Here is a 16,831-nt window from a genome sequence, read left to right as displayed (position 1 = left end):
GTTACCGAGTGGTCGTCGTCTCGAGGTCCGTCTCGGGTTCGCCGGGTACCGACGGATCGTATCGATGGCAGGCAACCGGTCGGCCGTCCGGACGGGTCTCGAGCGTCGGCGACTCGCGCTCACAGACGGTCTCGGTCGACGCCGCGAGGTAATCTCGAGCCGCTTCCAAATCGCCGTCGTCGATGGATTCGACGGCCGCCGTGAGCGCCGCCTCGAGGTCAGGATCCGCGAGTTCCGCGGGTAGGTCGAACGTCGATCGAACGGCGTCGTCGGTGGTGGCGATAGACCCGGTAGCCGCGTGATCGGTGCCGTCCGGTCCACGTCCGGCGCCAGCGACGGCGACGGCGGCACGGACGTCATCTGCGGTCGTCCACTCGTTCTCGAGGCGGAATCGGAACTGCACGAGCCCTTGCCACTGATCACGAGGGATGGTCACGCCGGCAGGCGGGATGATCGCCGGACACCGGGGGTGGAATCGGCACCCGGTCGGCGGGTCGGACGCGTCGGGGAGGTCGTCGGTCAGGGGCTCGACGCCCGCCCGCGGTGCGTTCGGATCGAGGCTGGGAATCGACGACACGAGCAGTTGCGTGTACGGGTGAAGAGGGTCCTCGAAGACGTCGTCGACCGCGCCGTGCTCGACGATTTCGCCGAGATACATCACTGCTGCGCGGTCACAGAACCGGCGCACGAGTTCGACGTCGTGACTGATGAAGACGATTGCGACGTCGAACTCGCGCTGGAGACGCCCCAGCAACTCGAGGACGTCGGCCTTGGTTCGGCCGTCGAGCGCGCTCACCGGTTCGTCCGCGACGAGCAGATCCGGGTTCAACACCAGCGCCCGAGCGATGGCGATGCGCTGTTTTTCCCCGCCGGAGAACTCGTGTGGGTACTGGTCGGCCGCGGCGGCGGAGAGCCCGACCCGCTCGAGCGTGTCCTCGACGACGTGTCGGCGCCGCTGGGAACCGTGCAAGCCGTGGATGCTGAGGGGCTCCTCCACGGACTCGCCGACCGTTTGACGAGGATTGAGTGCCGAGTCCGGATCCTGGATCACGAGCTGTGCGCGCCGGCGAAAGCGGCGCAGTTCGTCGCCGTCGTACGCGCGAACGTCGTCACCGTCGAACCGAACGTCGCCGCCGGTCGGTTCCTCGAGGCGGAGTACCGACAGCGCGGTCGTGGATTTCCCGCAGCCGGATTCGCCGACGAGCCCGAACGCCTCGCCGGGCTGGACGTCGAAGCTCACGCCGTCGACGGCCCGAACGGTCCCGATCTCGCGCCGAAGCAGTCCCTCGGTGATCGGATAGTGCTTCTCGAGGTTCCTGACTGAGAGCAGCGGATCGGCCTCAGTCATCGTCGGTCAACCCCGCCGACGCCGAGTTCTGGAGCGGTGTCGAGGACCGTCCTCGCGTCTTTTCGGTCGCCGTGGTAGATACACGCCGCGCGGTGGGCGTCCACGCCGTCGACCGGTTCGAACGGCGGTTCGTCGACTCGACACGCCTCGACGGCGTGTGGGCACTCCCGACGGAAGCGACAGCCGTCCGACGGGATTGAGTCGTCCCGGTCGACGGTATCAGTACGGCGATCCGGCCCGTCCGTTCCACCCTGGCCGATGAAACTCCGGAATAACGACTGGGTGTAGGGGTGTCCTGGTCGCTCCAGGACGGCTTCGACCGGGCCGCTCTCGACGGCGTTCCCGGCGTACATGACGACGACGCGGTCGGCCAGCGAGGCCACGACCCTGAGATCGTGGGTGACGAGCAACAGCGTCAGTTCCCGCTCTCGTCGGATGTCGTCGATCAGGTCGATGATCCGAGACTGGATCGTGACGTCCAGCGCGGAGGTCGGTTCGTCGGCAATGAGCAGGTCAGGCTCGGCGGCCAGGGCGATGGCGATCAGGACGCGCTGGCGCATCCCGTCGGAAAACTCGTGCGGGTAGGCGTCGAGCCGATCCGCCGGTCGCGAGAGGCCGACGGTCTGTAGGAGGTTGATCGCTCGCCCCCGTGCATACTCGTCGCTGACGTCCCGGTGGAACGTGATCGCTTCGACGAGCTGATCGCCAACGGTGTACACCGGATCCAGCGCGTTCTGGGCGTTCTGGAAGAGGTACGCGATCCGGTTGCCGCGGATCGATCGAAGTAGGCTTTCGTCGGCCGAGAGCAACTCCTCGCCCTCGAACGTCACCGAGCCGGAGACGTCGACCTGCGAACTCGAGACCAGGCCGGTGATCGAATCGCAGGTCAGCGTCTTCCCGCTCCCGCTCTCGCCGACGAGGCAGACGGTTTCTCCCGCCTGGACGTCGAAGTTCACGCCGTCGACGGCCCGAACGGGACCGGCGGCGGTCGCGATGTGGGCGTGCAGGTCGTCGACGGAGAGCAGTGGGTCCGTGTCAGTCATGAGTCCCTCGTGGATCGAGCGCGTCTCGCAGTCCGTCGCCGGCCACCTTGAACGCCGCGACGGTCAGTCCCAGGGCGATGGCTGGGAGCGTCGAGACCCACCACGTGTCGAGCGGGGCTGCCCTGAACAGCCCCTCACCCATCGTCATGCCCCACGACTGGAACGTGGCGTGGAAGCCGAGGAACGCGAGTGCGGCCTCGGTCAGGACGAGCACGGCCATCAGGTGGAACGCCGCCGGGATCACGCTGTTGGTGATGTTCGGCAGGACGTGTCGACGCAAAACGTACGGCCTCGAGGCGCCGAGCACTCTGGCGGCGAGAACGTATCCCTCCTCGCGTCGCTGCAGCGTCTCGCTCCGGACGATCCGGGCGATCCCGCCCCACGAAAGCAGGCCGAATGCGGCGAGCAGGACGAAAAACGAGTCCCCGATGAACAGGTACGCGATCATGTAGATGACGATCGCCGGGATGCTGAGCTGGACGTCGACGTAGCTCATCAGGAGGTCGTCGACGGAGCCGCCGTAGTACCCCGCGACGAGACCGACGATCGTCGCCAGCGGGACGATAATGCCGACCGTAACGAGCACGGCGTAGGCCACGGGTCGAGCGCCGACCACGAGGAGGTCGACCATCTCGTACCCCCAGCGGTCGGTTCCGAGCACGTACTCCCAGCTCCCGTGACACTGCTGGTCGTAGACCGAGTCACCGGTAACCGAACCGACGCAGTCCTGTCCCGTCTCCAGGTAGGAACCGCTGAAGCCGACCGGTGGCTGGAGTTTGTCGGTTCCAGCCGTCCCCGATTCGAGCGTCAATCGGGGCTGGAGCCCCGTTATCATCGCGTAGAACGCCGTGAGGACGACGGCACCGAGAACCACGAGGCTGGCAACCGTCGCCCACCGTCGCCGAAGCCGAGCGAGGAGTCGATGGCCGTGCGACGGGTCGACGATCATCGGGACGGCGCCGTAGGCGACGACCACGACCAGCGCGAGCAACAGCAGCCAGTCCTCGGGACCGACGTACCATCGAGCGACGAGAAAGATGCTGTCCTTCCATCGGTAGTAGAGGTAGGCCAGTCCAACCGCGAGCACGCCGACAACGAGCGCGATTCGTTCGAGCGAAAACCGACGCGACGCCGAGTCGACCCGATCCCAGTCGATCTGTTCGAGCGCCGCGACGTCCGCCTGCCCCGTTGGATCGTCTCTGGAGGGGCCGTTCGATCCCGATTCCGTCATTGCGAGTCGTGCAGGAACCTGTCGCCTCTGCGAATAAGTGTTTCTGTTCCGTCACAATCGCAACACTCATATATCCCTGGCTGACACGTGTGCTGTACTCGTGATTCGCGATCTCGTCGTCACGTCTATGCCACTCGCAGGTGATCACCGGTGAGATTGGGGCGAATTCTGGCTCAGCGTCTCGCGCTGGGGGCGATTGCCGCCTGGGCCGTGCTCACGGTGATGTTCGCACTGTTCGCCGCGACCGAAGACTGGGTGCTCGACAGACGACTCGCGCTCGCGGCCTACGGCGGTGCTGACCCCGACGAACTCGAGTCTATTCGCCAGTCGTACCTCGCCAACCGAGGGCTCGACAGACCGCTCACCGAGCAGTACGTCGACTGGATGGGAAACATGATCACCCTGGAGTGGGGCAATTCCTTCCAGAGCGGCGAGGCCGTGTTTCCGCTGGTCCGCGAGGCCACCCTCGAGACGGCGCTGTACGTCGTCCCGGCAATCGTGCTGGCGACGACGCTCGGGCTGGCAGTCGGCGTCTACGCCGCCATGAACGTGCGCTCGATTCGCGGCAACGGAGCCATGGGAATCGTGTACCTGCTGTTTGCGATCCCGAACTTCTGGGCCGGCTTCCTCATCCTGAGCGCGTCCGCGACTGCCGGCGCTACCTTCAGGTGGGGAAGCGAGTTCAACTGGATCGTCGAGACCGAGTTACCGTTTCTCTACGGGCGCGTGCTTCCGGTCGTCCTGGTGACGACGACGCTACTCGCTGCAATCGTCAGCTACGCTCGAGCGTACGCCCGCCAGTACTACACCGCGGACCTCACCAAACTCGTTCGCGCGAAAGGCGGTGGACGGCTCGACGTCGCCAGACACGTGTTACGAAACGCGGCGATCCCGTTGCTCTCGCTCGTGTTCGCCGAGACGCTCGCACTGCTCGCGATTTCGGTGATCATCATCGAAGCGGTCTTTGGCATCGGGGGGCTTGGCTCGCTCTTCTACAACGCCGTCTGGGCGCGCGACCTCCCCGTCATGATGGGCGTGACGGTCGTCATCGTCGCCTTCGGCATCGTCGGCAACGTCGTTCAGGACCTGGCGTACTCACTCCTCGATCCTCGAGTGGACACCGGGTCGCGGTGAGCAGCACGGGCGTCCAGGAAAGGAACCGCTGGTCGGGCGACGATCAATCCTTGCGCTTGACGACGTCACCGAGCGTGTAACTCCCGCTCGAGGAGCCACCATCCCAGTCACTGTCCTCGCTCGACCCGGATCCACCGGTGAGGCTGATTTCGAGGAATCGCTCGAGTTTGCTCTGGACGCGGTCGCTGGGCAAGGTATCCCCGCGCTCGAGTTTGCGGATCAGACTCGCCTTCTCGTTGAGTTCGTTCGCGAGGTCGGACTGACTGAGGTCCTTCTTCTCTCTCGCCCGACGAATACGGTCGTCGTAGTCGGTGACGATCTCGTCCATCTCGTCGAACATGTCGCGACGACGCGAGCCACCGGACCCCGAGGAGCGACCGCCGCTCGAGGTACCGCCGCCGGATCCAGAGCCCGACCCCGACCCCGACCCGGAGCCCGTCGAGTACTTCGTCGACGTGCTCGAAGCGGAGGCTGTCTTCACCTCGGTGCCGAAGTCGGTACAGTTCGAACACACGTCCAGCTTCGCGCCTTCGACTTTGATGGTCTTCGGGGACGACGTCTCGGCGCCACACATCTCGCACTGAACCATGATCGGGTCTAACGCACCACGCGTGATAAAGGGTACGGCGCCGGCGGCCTGGACGGGTCGTGTATCGAACGAGGCCACGGACTCCTGGAGACGGGAAGATGGCGGGAGCACGACGAAAATCTGACGAAAAGATGACGGGAAGACCACCAGAAGTCCCTCGAAGTCGGCGCTACTCGAGCGCACTCCAGGAGTAAAAGAACCGCTGGAGCGCCGTCAGGTGGCCGACGACGGCGAGGAAGACGAGCAGCCAGCCGACGAGCGAGAGGCCGCCGGCGTCGAACGACTCGAGCGGATACGCGAGGAAGCCGACGATTCCGATAATCGCTAGTCGGTCGGCGCGGCCGACGAGCCCACCGTAGACCCGGTCGAGACCCACCGCCTGGGCCTGAGTGCCCAGGTAGGAGGTCATGACGACACCCGTAACCGCCAGAAAGCCCAACCAGTAGTCACCGACGCCGGCGGCGAGCCCGCCGATGATCACGATGTCTGCATACCGGTCCAGGACGTGATCGAGCAGGTCCCCCGCTGGGGAGGAGACGCCCTGTGCTCGAGCGAGCGCGCCGTCGATGATGTCGAACCAGCCGTTGAGGAAGACGAGTGCCGCGCCGACGGCGTACCAGACGGGGTGAGCGACCCCGCCGAGGTAAAACGCTAGACCGGCGGCGATCGCCACGAACCCGGCGATCACGCTCACGCCGTCGGGGGACATCCCGATCCGGTCGAACCCACGGACGAACGGATCCAGGAACCTCGAGACGTACGGTCGGAACTTATCGAGGGTCATGCCAGGTACCCCACGAAATCGACATCGCCGGCGCTCGGTGCTCGCGTACCGTGGACGACGGCCTCGAGTTCGTCGGCGACCGCCTCCGGCTCGCGGTCGGTCGTGTCGATTTCGTAGACGGACTCGAGGCCGTGGCGGTCGACGGCCTCCGAGAGGATGACGTCGAGCGCCTCGCTTTCTGCGTTCTCGCGAGCTTTGTTCGCACGTTCTCCGCGCTCGCGCAGTCGTTCCTCGAGTGTCTGGGGAGCACACCGCAAGACGGCAATGCGATTCGCTGGCAGGTGATGGGCGAGGTGCGACTCGATCAGGACGTCATCCCGGTCTGCAAGTCGCGCCTCGAGCGCATCCAGGTCGGCGACCTTGCTGTCGCGCGCTTCGTCGACGGTCGTGTATAGCCCCTCGCGTTCGAGGAGGTCGTTGAGGTGGATCACGTCGTAGTCCTCGAGTCGAACCTCGTGGCGGTCATCGAGTTGGTGCTCGTGGCAGTCATCGAGTCGATCCTCGAGGATTGTCGTCGCCGTTGTCTTTCCCGTCCCCGGGGTGCCGGTGATCGCGACCCTCACGCGCCGTTCACCTCGGTTTGGGTTCCGCCGTCGGGGCCGAGTTCGCGCTGGTGCCCTCGGTCCTCGAGCACCTCGTTGAGCGTCTCGACAGCTCGATCGGTTTCGGACGGCGTGCCGCAGGTAATACGGATGCACCCCGGGAGCCCGAAACTCGTACAGTCGCGGACGATCACGCCCCGTTCTTGCATCGCCTCGGCAACCGTTGTCGCCTCCCCGACGTCGACGAGGACGAAATTCCCGTCGCTCGGCCAGACGTGTGCATCGATTTCCTCGCGCATGGTCGCTCGAGCCTCGGCGACGGTCGCAACAGTTCGCTCGACGTGTTCGTCGTCATTGATGGCGGCCAGGCCGGCCCGACAGGCGAGTTCGCTCGCGGCAAACGGGGTGTTCACACGGGCGTAGGCGTCCGCCCATGCGTTCGGAACGATTGCATATCCGAGCCGCAGGCCCGCCAGGCCGTACGCCTTCGAGAACGTCCGGAGAACGGCGACGTCGTCGCGGGCGTCGAACCCGTCGCGACCGGAGATCAAAGCGACCGCGCTGTCGACGTCGGCGAACTCGCCGTAGGCCTCGTCCAGGACGACGAGCGTCTCCTCGTCCGTTCGGTCAGCGATTTCCGCGACGGCCTCCAGGTCGATCGTCGATCCCGAGGGGTTGTGCGGGCTGGTGAGGTAGACGATTCGTTCGCCGTCGTAGGCCTCGAGGACCGTCTCGGCGTCCTGTGAAAAGTTGTCTTCGCGCGCGAGGGCGTACTCGGTAACGTCGCCGTGGTGGAACCGAGCGCTCATGCCGTAGTAGGCGAACCCCGGGGCGGGAACGAGCACGTCGTCACCCGGCTCAAGGGTCGCCCTCGAGAGGTAGTCGATGGCACCGTCGCCGCCGTTTGCGAGCCAGATCTGATCGTCCGCGATGGCCCAGCGGTCGGCGATGGCGGCGGTGAGATCGGCGTGAGCCGCCTTCGGGTAGGAACTCACGCTTCCAGCGGCGTCTTCGATGGCGGCGACGGCCGCAGGGGAGGGGCCGTGGGCGTTCTCGTTGGAGGCGAGTTTGACGAACGTCGAGGGATCGCGCCCGAGTTCGCGGGCGACCTCCTGGATGCCTCGACCCGCCTGGTAGGCGACGTGGTCGGACAGATCGCGCGGGTGCATACGTGAGCCTTTTCCTCACGACGCTTAAGCGTGCTTACCTGTGCCGGGCACCCCTGTGCACGCTCTCACTACTAATAGTTGTAAAATCTGGATCTACACCACTCACGTCTGAACGAGGGCTGATCGTGAAATGGGTTATCTAAGCGACGCTGGCATTGTGGTATGCTATTCCATATGTGATATGTGCCCCTTGATTCGATATTCGTACTATTGTGTAAATTCGGTTTTCAAGCGTGTGTATGCCTATCTATTGGTTTGACATACCGGCTCAGACGAGACAGCAAATTTTATACGGTTCGAAGGGATCTTATCAGCCGAAATGTCGAACGAAAACGCCTATTCACGGCGCACCTTCCTGAAGGCAACTGGTGCAGGTGCCGCGACTGCCGCAGTCGCAGGGTGCTTCGGAGGAGATGGCAACGGTGAAGGGAATGGTAACGAATCTGGAAACGGGAACGGAAACGGAAACGGAAACGGCGAGGACAGCAGTGCGTCCGACAACGATCTTCGGCTGATCAACTCGACGGTGTCGTCCCTCGACCCCATCCAGTCGACTGACACCGCGTCCGGGATCATTATCGGCCAGGTGTACGAGAACCTGACTCACTACCCCAATGGTGAAGCCGAGGTCGAGAATCAGCTCGCCGAGGAAGTCGAAATTTCCGACGACCTCCTCACGTACACCTTCACGATCAAGGAAGCGCAGTACCACGACGGAAGCGAACTCACGGCTGCCGACTTCAAATACGCGTGGCGCCGCCTCGCCGAGTCCGAGGAGAGTCAGCGCGCGAACTTCGTCACCGACATGCTCGGCATCGAGGCCGAAGTGGACGACGAGGGCGTCGTCACCCCTGACTCCCTCGCCGTCGAAGCCGTCGACGACCGAACGCTCGAGGTGACCATTGCCGACCCCGAGCCCGCAGCACTCGACATCCTCGCGTACGACTCCTTCGCGGCCATGCCGGAAGGCCTCGTCGACGACATCGAGGGCTACGACGACGCCGAATACACGCAGGAAGACATTTCCACCGACGTGATGGTGGGAACCGGTCCGTTCGAGTACGACCTGTGGGAGCCAGGCACGGAAGCACGCGTTGCCGCCTTCGACGACTACCACGGCGAAGCCGCCTCCGTCGACGGTGTTCACTGGCAGATTCTCGAGGACGACGACGCCATCTGGACGTACGTCAACGAGCAGAACGCAGACGTGTTCGGCATCCCGACGCCGTTCTACGAGCCGGACAACATCGACGCAGAAGAGGACGACCAGGGACGCCAGGTCGGTACCTACGGTCCGCTCGAGAACGAGGAAGAAGTCAACTACCTCGGCGTCGCCGAGATGAGTACCTTCTACGTGGCGTTCAACGCCGCCCAGACGCCAAAGCCGGTTCGCCAGGCCATCGCCTACGTCACCGATCACTCGGAGTTGATCGAGAACGTGTTCAAAGAGCGCGGTGAGGAAGCGTACAGCTTCACCCCGCCTGGAATGTGGCCCACCGGAAACGACGAGTACAACAGCTACGTCGACGAGTGGCCCTACAGCGCCAACGAGACCGACCGTGATTCGGCCCGACAGGTCCTCGAGGAGGCCGGCTACACGGAGGACGATCCGTTCGAGCTGACGATCACGACGTACGAAAACGAGGCGTTCCAGGAGTTCGCGACCCTTACTCGAGACAAGGTCGCTGGCCTCGGCATCGATCTCTCGATCGAAACTGCAGAGTTCGGGACGCTCATCAGCCGCGGTGAAGACGGCGACCTCGGCTTCTACTCGCTCGGCTGGATCTGGAGCTGGGTCGACCCTGCCTACGGTCACTTCGGGTTCAATCCGGAGAACACGAACACGGATAATATGCCCGGAGAGGCGAACGGATACTACCTCGACTGGCAGGAAGAAGATTCCGAAGAGATGCAGAAAGCCGCGGACGCCTGGGAGACGATCGAGAACAACCCGTCGCCCGACGACGAGGACATCCGTGCCGAAGCGCACGTCGAGATCGAAGAGGCCGTTCGCGACGACATGATCCTCCTGCCGCTGTTCCACAACCTCAACGAGCGGTTCTGGTACGATCACGTCGACATCCCGGAGACCGGCCCGCTCGGCGGCCACCGCCAGCAGTACAACACCGTTACGCTAGACAGGTAATCCCTGTCCTCGGTTACTCGATTTTTGGTAGCACGGGTTCTCTAGTGCCAACAAACGTTCCACGCTACAGTCAAATGACTCGACGAAATCAGCATACATATAACAGTAGACCACCTATCCACTCCAAGATTCGACATATGGTCTATAATCAGACGACGGGTGAGGTTCAATGAGCCGATGGAAGTATTTCTTCCAGCGGGTCGTCCTCATGATTCCGGTCCTCTTCCTCGTAATGACGCTCATCTTCGTCATTATCCGAATGGGACCGCTCGACCCGGTTGCATCGATGCTCGGACCGGAAGCGAGTGGCGCGCAAGCGGAACGGATTCGGGATCAACTCGGTTTGAACGATCCGCTCTGGCAACAGTACGTCGACTTCATTGTGTCCCTCGCGACGTTCGACCTGGGTCAATCGTGGGTCATCCACCCCGGTCGATCGGTGAACGCCCTCATCGGGACGTACGCCCCACGAACGATCTGGCTCGGGTTCTGGGCCGTGTTGCTCCCGCTATTTATCGGTATCCCGCTCGGATTCTACGCGGGATTGAACCAGAATAGCTGGGCCGACTACGTCGCGTCTTTCTCCGGTATCGTCTGGTTGGCGATGCCGAACTTCTGGCTGTCTATTATGGTTCTGGCGATCCTTCGCCGAACCCAAGGTGGTGGCTTACTCGGATTCGATTGGTACACCATCGGGCCCGACGTCAGGAGTCTCATCGGCACGCCACCTCTCAACTTCGTCGGATTTGAGAACGGATTCTATTTCGACGGGGGGATGCTCGCGGTCGCGATTAAAGTGATCCTCCCACCAGCGATCGTCCTCGGCTCCGCCTCGATGGCGACGGAGCTTCGAATCGGCCGAACAGCGATGCTCGAGACGATCAACTCGAACTACGTCGAAACGGCGAAGGCAAAGGGACTCTCCAATCGCGTCATCATCTGGAAGCACGTCTTCCGAAACGCGTTGATTCCCCTTCTTCCAGTGATCACGAACGAGGCGCTCCTCCTGATCGGTGGCTCGGTCATCGTCGAAGTCATCTTCGGTATCAACGGGCTGGGACGGTTGTTCTTCCTGGCTGCCTATCAGGGGGACCTCCCACTGGCTGGGTCACTGATCTTTATCTTCGCGCTAATCACCATCTCGCTGAACATCATCCAGGACCTGCTGTACACTGTTCTCGACCCACGTGTGGGGTATGAAACATGAGCTACGACGAATACGACGACACCACGTTTCGCGAACGCATCGCTACGAACCCACAACCAGCCCTTGTCTGGGTGGCAGGGTTGCTCGTGTTGCTCGCACTGGAGACCGGGCGTATCGCGAGCGGCTTGCTCAAAGCCGGTAGCGGAATTCGATTCGGTCTCGAGGGCGCTGCTTCGATCCCGGCCTGGGTTGGAAGGAACGTCGATGGGACACTCGGACCGATAGCAGGAACCGTCGGCACTATCTTGACGGCACTCCTGTTGATCGCCGTCGCAGCGGTCTTCGTCAAATTGCTCTTCGTTCCCGTCTCGCTCGTAAAAACGTTCGGCCTCTCCCGGGGAACCGGTGCCGACGACGTTATCGAACGGGCCCTCGTCGCCGCAGGGCTGGCTATCGGCGTCGTACTCGTTGTCTTTACCCCCCTCGGAGCCGGTCTCGAGGTCGCCATCGGCTGGTTGACGTCGCTGACCGAGTGGGTCTCGACCCTTCCCTCGATAACCAGCACCGAGACGATTCCGAACGCCGGGCACAGAACTCCCGATGGTGGGTGGGAAGGGACCTTCCTCGGCCTCTCGTCCGGACAGGCCTGGGCGATTCGCGTGTTCGTCGTCTACGCATACGCGTTCACTCTTCTCGTGTGGATCTGGAAGGGGTATACAACCTTCCGGACCCACTACCGTGAAGCCAACTGGACGCCGCGAGACGACAGCATCAACCGATTTCGGACCCATTACTGGGGAATCTTTGGGCTGATTGTCGTCTTTACTTTCGTGGTCATGGCGGCCTGGGCACCGGCCCTCGCTCCCGTCTCGATCGACCACAATCACTACAACCCGTACGATCACGAGTTCGAATATCTCGACGGAGAGAGCGTCGAGACGGTCAGTCACGGGACGGCGAACTTGCAGACGAAATCGACCGGCGGATCGAATAACGTCGGTCCGATGAGCTACGACCAGTACGATCGCTGGGCCCCGATGGGGACGACACAGAGCGGGAAGGACCTGTTTACGTTCCTCGTCTTCGGTGCTCGAACGTCACTGGTGATCGGTATCATCGCAATCGGTCTCGGCACGCTGATCGCGCTGTCGCTGTCGCTCGTTACGGCCTACTACAAGGGCGTCGCTGATCTGTTGACGGTCCTGGCCAGTGATACGATCATGACGATCCCGGGATTCTTACTCCTCTTGCTGGTTTCAGTAATTTTCCAGCAAGCGAACCACCCGCTCGCAACGATCTACGACGGTGGTATACTCATCGCACTGATTCTGGCGCTCGTCTATTGGCCGGGCCTATGGCGGTCTATACGTGGGCCCTCGCTCCAGGTTGCCGAACAGGAGTGGGTCGATGCCGCGAAAAGCTACGGACAGACCCCCGTGATGACCATGAGAAAGCACATGGCCCCGTACGTCGCGGCGTACATCATGATTTACGCGTCGTTGCTTCTCGGGGCGGCAATCATCGCGACGGCAGCGCTGTCGTTCCTCGGATTAGGGATCAATCCTCCGACTCCCGAGTGGGGGCGCATCGTCAACGACGGTCGTTCGTACGTCTCGACGGCCTCGTGGCACATCTCGACGCTTCCCGGCCTACTGATCGTCCTCGTCGTGACGGGCTTCAACGCGCTGGGCGACGGAATCCGCGACGCGATGGACCCGGAGAGTGACGTAGAGAGCGGTGAAGCCGGTGCGGCAGCCACTGGAGGTGGTGGATGATGTCCATGCAATCAGTAGCTGATCCAGTTTCGACCCGTCCAGAACCGATCGTCTCGGTTCGAAATCTCCGAACCGTGTTCCACACGGACAAGGAAGTAATTCGAGCCGTCGACGGCGTCTCGTTCGATATCGTTCCCGGCGAGACGGTGGGTATCGTCGGTGAGAGTGGCTCTGGAAAGAGCGTCACCGCCCGGTCGCTCATGGGTCTGGTAGATAACCCAGGCCGAATCGATCCGGCCAGTAGCATTCGCTTTACCCATCTCGAAACGGTCCGAGAGTTTGCCAAACGGTTCGACGACAACACCGTCGACGTGGCGAGCCTCGAGTCACGGTACGATCCGGAGACGCTGTTCGAGCGACTCCCCGACGTCACGCCGGAGACACTCGGGTACACGTCGGCCTCGGAGGCAACCCTCGCTGATTTCCTCGCAGCCGGGTACGGTGAAGAACTCGGTCTCGCCGAGGACGGTGCCGTCGAGGAAACCGACTTCGTGTTCGTCACTGAGGGCGACGCGAGCGTTCCAGAGCAGATCACGTCCGGCTTCATCGAGATCACTCGACTCGGGGACGAAGCACAGCGTGCCATGCGAGGTGGCAAAATCGCAATGGTGTTCCAGGACCCGTTGACGAGCCTCAACCCGGTTTACACCGTCGGGAACCAGATAAAGGAGGCGCTGAAACTGCACCAGGGGATGAGCGGGCGCGAGGCCACCCAGGAGGCAATTTCTCTGCTGGAAGACGTCGGTATTCCGGACGCACGGCGTCGCGTCGAGGAGTACCCACACCAGTTCTCCGGCGGGATGCGACAACGAGCGGTCATTGCGATGGCACTGGCGTGCGATCCGGAAGTGCTGATCTGTGACGAGCCGACGACCGCTCTCGACGTGACAATTCAGGCCCAGATCCTCGAACTCCTCGAGGATCTCCAGACCGAACGGGATCTGGCAATCATGTTCATCACACACGACATGGGCGTGATTGCAGACGTCACCGATCGCGTGAACGTGATGTACGCCGGAGAGATCATCGAAACCGCCGATGTCGAAACCCTGTTTGGCGATCCAAAGCACCCATATACACAGGGATTGCTCAGGTCGATTCCCGGAAATCAGACCGGTGATCGGCTCGAAACGATCGAAGGCAACGTGCCGACGCCAAACGAGCCAGCAACGTACTGCCGATTCGCTCCCCGATGTCCGGAGGCGTTCGAGGCCTGTGAGGAGGTACATCCAATACAGGTTCCAGTCGACGAGGAATCCGAGGACCACACTGCGGCGTGTCTGCTGTATCCGGAGGGCAAGTCCGAGATGCAACGCCTCGAGTGGCATACTGCAGGCGACGAGCGAGTGACGGAGACAGGTGATAGCCAATGAGTCAGAAAGCGATGCAAACCGAACGAGCGGACCAGAAAGAGGACGTAATGGTCGAGGTCGACAACCTTCGAACGTACTACGATACTGGCGGTCTCTTCGGCAGCAACCCGGTCAAGGCTGTCGACGGTGTCTCGTTCGACATCAGACGCGGTGAGACGCTCGGTCTCGTCGGCGAATCCGGGTGTGGGAAGACGACGCTCGGACGAACGCTCATCCAACTCGAGAAAGCGACAGGCGGCGAAATTCGATTCGAGGGAACTGACATTACGACGCTGAGCGGTGCCGACCTCAAAGCCTGGCGTCGAGACGCGCAGATCGTCTTCCAGGATCCGGATTCGAGTCTCAACGATCGAATGACCGTCGGCGAAATCGTACGCGAGCCACTCGACGTATTCGACTGGAAGACGCCGCGGGACCGGCGACAACGCGTTCGCAAACTCCTCGAGAAGGTTGGGCTCCAGCGTGAGCACTACTTTCGGTATCCACACCAGTTCTCCGGCGGACAGCGACAGCGGATTGGGATCGCCCGAACGCTGACACTCGAGCCGGAGTTCATCGTTCTCGACGAGCCAGTTTCGGCCCTCGACGTTTCGGTCCAGGCGGAGGTCATCAATCTCCTCGAGGACCTGCAAGACGAGTTCGGGCTGACGTACCTGTTTATCGCCCACGACCTCTCCGTGGTCAGGCACATCTGTGACCGGGTTGCGGTCATGTATCTCGGAAACATCATGGAGATTGGGCCAACCGAGGAGCTGTTTACTGATCCGTCGAATCCCTACACGCACGCGCTCCTGTCTGCGATCCCCAAACCGGACCCGACCGCGAAGAAAGATCGAATCACGCTCCACGGCACGCCGCCAAACCCCCGCCACCCACCGGATGGATGTCCGTTTAGCACGCGGTGTCCAGCACGGATTCGACCACCGGAGTTCGACCATCTCGGCGACGAACTCTGGACACAGCTGGGGACGCTCAGAGAGATTCTCCGAGAACGAAAACGGACGGAGCGAAAAATGAGTGACCGGGTCCGCGAGTTGCTCGGTAAGGATCCCCGCCTCGGAACTGTCGACGAAATCTACGACGAATTGTTTAGCGACATTTCAGTTCCCGAAGACGTCGAACGAATCCTGTCGAACGTCGCGAACTACGTCCGCGACAACGACGAGGAAAGCGCACTCGAGATCATGAACGAATCGTTCGGCAGCGTCTGTGACCAGGACATGCCCCAATACTACACCGTCAGTGAGTCCGGGCGAAAGAGCTTCTGTCACCGTCACGACGATGCATACGAGGAGCCAGGCCCGGTCCTGGACGAGCGTCACCGGTGACCGGACGTGGCTAGCGAGACTCTCGGTACACGAGCGCGCCTCGCTGGTCTAGTGGTCATCGATACGCTCACGTACGTACTCGTGGTTGCGGCGGTCGCTACGGTCGTCGCCCTCGCTATCGGTATTGGAACCGGTGGCGGGTTCGTCCGAGGGAAGTTCGTCCTGTTTTTGCTGGGGTTCGTCCTCATGGCTTACTCGGTCGTTCGGTTGTGGCCGTCGTCACCGACGACTACTGCCGACGAGTCGACGGAGCACTCGGACCTCCAGATGGCCGTCGAGAGGAGAACTCATCGGACACCTTTCCAGGCGTTCGTCCGTGCCGTCCCACCGCTGCGATGGGTTCGACTGCCGCCACCGGACGCACGACTGTCTTCACCGCTGAAGCTGTTTGTGAGTAGCCTCTGCGTTCTCGCCGTCTCGTACCTGATGGAAACGTGGTTCGGCGTTGCCTGAACGGACCGAGAGACGCGTTCGGTACTGATTCTGCCCTTCCAGAGGGGGCGAGGCTCGTCGGTTCGGTCCCGAACCCCACTCGACACTCGAAACCATTAACAGGCTCGTCCTCTGAAATGGACTATGACTAAGGCCGAGGATGACAGCTTAGGCATGCGTCGGACCTCAGGTGCGACCAAACAGGCCTGGAAGCAGACGAACGAGGACATGCAAGCGATGGCCAAGGGACGCCGCGACGATGGATGGGACGCCGTCGCGATTCCGACAGTGCATACCTCGGTGATTTCGCGCGATTCGGGCGACGACGATCGGTTCGGGTTCATCTACGTCGTTCCGAACAACCACGCCGACGCGTTCACTGACGCGTTCGAGCGCGGAACCTTCACCACGTACGAGGCCTACCAGAACGAGGTGAACAACGTCACGTTCCTGGTGACGGAACTTCTCGACCCCGACGCGAAAATCGCGATTCTCGTCGCCGGGTCGTACGAAGAACGCTTCTTCCAGCCGGTCATGCCGGCGATTCTCGACGAACAAGCGCTATATTCTCATTTCAAACTACTCAACGGTGACGTACTCGGTACGATTCGTCACGACGAGTACGAACCGCTGCTCCCGGATTCGCTCAAACAATAGCCCTATTCCCCTACTCCGTCCTGGAGAGGTTTTCGACGGGAAATCCCACGACTGTTTTCCGAGGTATACGAGGTCGTCCAACCGGGTTCGACCAGGTCGGAGCCTACGATGACCGATCGGTACGTGCTGGTTT

General features: G+C 62.2%; 15 protein-coding genes. 8 read left to right on the top strand and 7 right to left on the bottom strand.

Features of this window, described 5'->3' with window-relative positions:
• Window position 1: 1 nt before the first annotated feature.
• The 3 genes from NGM15_RS05600 to NGM15_RS05590 are packed head-to-tail and all read right to left on the bottom strand — an operon-like array spanning window position 2 to window position 3,622.
• Window positions 2–1,348 (bottom strand): ABC transporter ATP-binding protein, encoded by a 1,347-nt coding sequence (locus NGM15_RS05600; protein ID WP_253436379.1) that lies wholly within the window; start codon window positions 1,346–1,348, stop codon window positions 2–4.
• Complete coding sequence (locus NGM15_RS05595; RefSeq protein WP_253436376.1) at window positions 1,345–2,391, bottom strand: ABC transporter ATP-binding protein; 1,047 nt, start codon at window positions 2,389–2,391, stop codon at window positions 1,345–1,347. The genes NGM15_RS05600 and NGM15_RS05595 overlap by 4 nt, the downstream gene beginning before the upstream one ends.
• Window positions 2,384–3,622 (bottom strand): ABC transporter permease, encoded by a 1,239-nt coding sequence (locus NGM15_RS05590; RefSeq protein WP_253436373.1) that lies wholly within the window; start codon window positions 3,620–3,622, stop codon window positions 2,384–2,386. The genes NGM15_RS05595 and NGM15_RS05590 overlap by 8 nt, the downstream gene beginning before the upstream one ends.
• Window positions 3,623–3,772: 150 nt before the next feature.
• On the opposite strand from NGM15_RS05590, the gene NGM15_RS05585 reads away from it, so the two are divergent.
• Window positions 3,773–4,756: an ABC transporter permease gene (locus NGM15_RS05585; protein ID WP_253436370.1), complete on the top strand. Its 984-nt coding sequence runs from the start codon at window positions 3,773–3,775 to the stop codon at window positions 4,754–4,756.
• A 43-nt stretch (window positions 4,757–4,799) separates the two neighbouring features.
• Here NGM15_RS05585 and NGM15_RS05580 read toward each other — a convergent pair whose 3' ends face one another.
• The 4 genes from NGM15_RS05580 to hisC all read right to left on the bottom strand — a co-directional run bounded on the left by NGM15_RS05580 (window position 4,800) and on the right by hisC (window position 7,840).
• Window positions 4,800–5,345 carry a multiprotein bridging factor aMBF1 gene (locus tag NGM15_RS05580; protein WP_425494471.1) on the bottom strand — a complete coding sequence of 182 codons (546 nt, stop codon included), beginning with the start codon at window positions 5,343–5,345 and terminating at the stop codon, window positions 4,800–4,802.
• A gap of 169 nt (window positions 5,346–5,514) precedes the next feature.
• Window positions 5,515–6,129 (bottom strand): CDP-alcohol phosphatidyltransferase family protein, encoded by a 615-nt coding sequence (locus NGM15_RS05575; RefSeq protein ID WP_253436368.1) that lies wholly within the window; start codon window positions 6,127–6,129, stop codon window positions 5,515–5,517.
• Window positions 6,126–6,692 (bottom strand): adenylate kinase family protein, encoded by a 567-nt coding sequence (locus NGM15_RS05570; RefSeq protein WP_253436365.1) that lies wholly within the window; start codon window positions 6,690–6,692, stop codon window positions 6,126–6,128. The genes NGM15_RS05575 and NGM15_RS05570 overlap by 4 nt, the downstream gene beginning before the upstream one ends.
• Window positions 6,689–7,840, bottom strand: a complete 1,152-nt coding sequence (gene hisC, locus NGM15_RS05565; protein ID WP_253436362.1) for a histidinol-phosphate transaminase — start codon at window positions 7,838–7,840, stop codon at window positions 6,689–6,691. Before hisC ends, NGM15_RS05570 begins: the two co-directional genes overlap by 4 nt.
• 319 nt (window positions 7,841–8,159) lie before the next feature.
• Here hisC and NGM15_RS05560 point away from each other — a divergent pair, with 319 nt between their 5' ends.
• From NGM15_RS05560 to NGM15_RS05530, 7 genes are all read left to right on the top strand, one after another.
• Window positions 8,160–9,986, top strand: coding sequence for an ABC transporter substrate-binding protein (locus NGM15_RS05560; RefSeq protein WP_253436359.1), 1,827 nt, complete (start codon window positions 8,160–8,162; stop codon window positions 9,984–9,986).
• 169 nt (window positions 9,987–10,155) lie between these two features.
• Complete coding sequence (locus tag NGM15_RS05555) at window positions 10,156–11,193, top strand: ABC transporter permease (RefSeq protein WP_253436358.1); 1,038 nt, start codon at window positions 10,156–10,158, stop codon at window positions 11,191–11,193.
• Window positions 11,190–12,908 (top strand): ABC transporter permease, encoded by a 1,719-nt coding sequence (locus tag NGM15_RS05550; RefSeq protein ID WP_253436356.1) that lies wholly within the window; start codon window positions 11,190–11,192, stop codon window positions 12,906–12,908. Before NGM15_RS05555 ends, NGM15_RS05550 begins: the two co-directional genes overlap by 4 nt.
• Complete coding sequence (locus tag NGM15_RS05545; protein ID WP_253436353.1) at window positions 12,908–14,281, top strand: oligopeptide/dipeptide ABC transporter ATP-binding protein; 1,374 nt, start codon at window positions 12,908–12,910, stop codon at window positions 14,279–14,281. The genes NGM15_RS05550 and NGM15_RS05545 overlap by 1 nt, the downstream gene beginning before the upstream one ends.
• Window positions 14,278–15,609, top strand: a complete 1,332-nt coding sequence (locus NGM15_RS05540) for an ABC transporter ATP-binding protein (protein ID WP_253436350.1) — start codon at window positions 14,278–14,280, stop codon at window positions 15,607–15,609. The genes NGM15_RS05545 and NGM15_RS05540 overlap by 4 nt, the downstream gene beginning before the upstream one ends.
• 51 nt (window positions 15,610–15,660) lie before the next feature.
• Window positions 15,661–16,062 carry a DUF7555 family protein gene (locus NGM15_RS05535; protein WP_253436347.1) on the top strand — a complete coding sequence of 134 codons (402 nt, stop codon included), beginning with the start codon at window positions 15,661–15,663 and terminating at the stop codon, window positions 16,060–16,062.
• Between the two features lie 123 nt (window positions 16,063–16,185).
• On the top strand, window positions 16,186–16,698 hold the full coding sequence (locus NGM15_RS05530; RefSeq protein ID WP_253436344.1) for a DUF7529 family protein: 513 nt from the start codon (window positions 16,186–16,188) through the stop codon (window positions 16,696–16,698).
• Window positions 16,699–16,831: the final 133 nt, after the last annotated feature.

Origin of the sequence: Natronosalvus halobius (assembly GCF_024138145.1) — an archaeon.
Classification (GTDB): domain Archaea; phylum Halobacteriota; class Halobacteria; order Halobacteriales; family Natrialbaceae; genus Natronosalvus; species Natronosalvus halobius.
The sequence above is the reverse complement of the archived record's forward strand: the minus strand, read 5'-3'. Positions and strand labels throughout refer to the sequence as shown.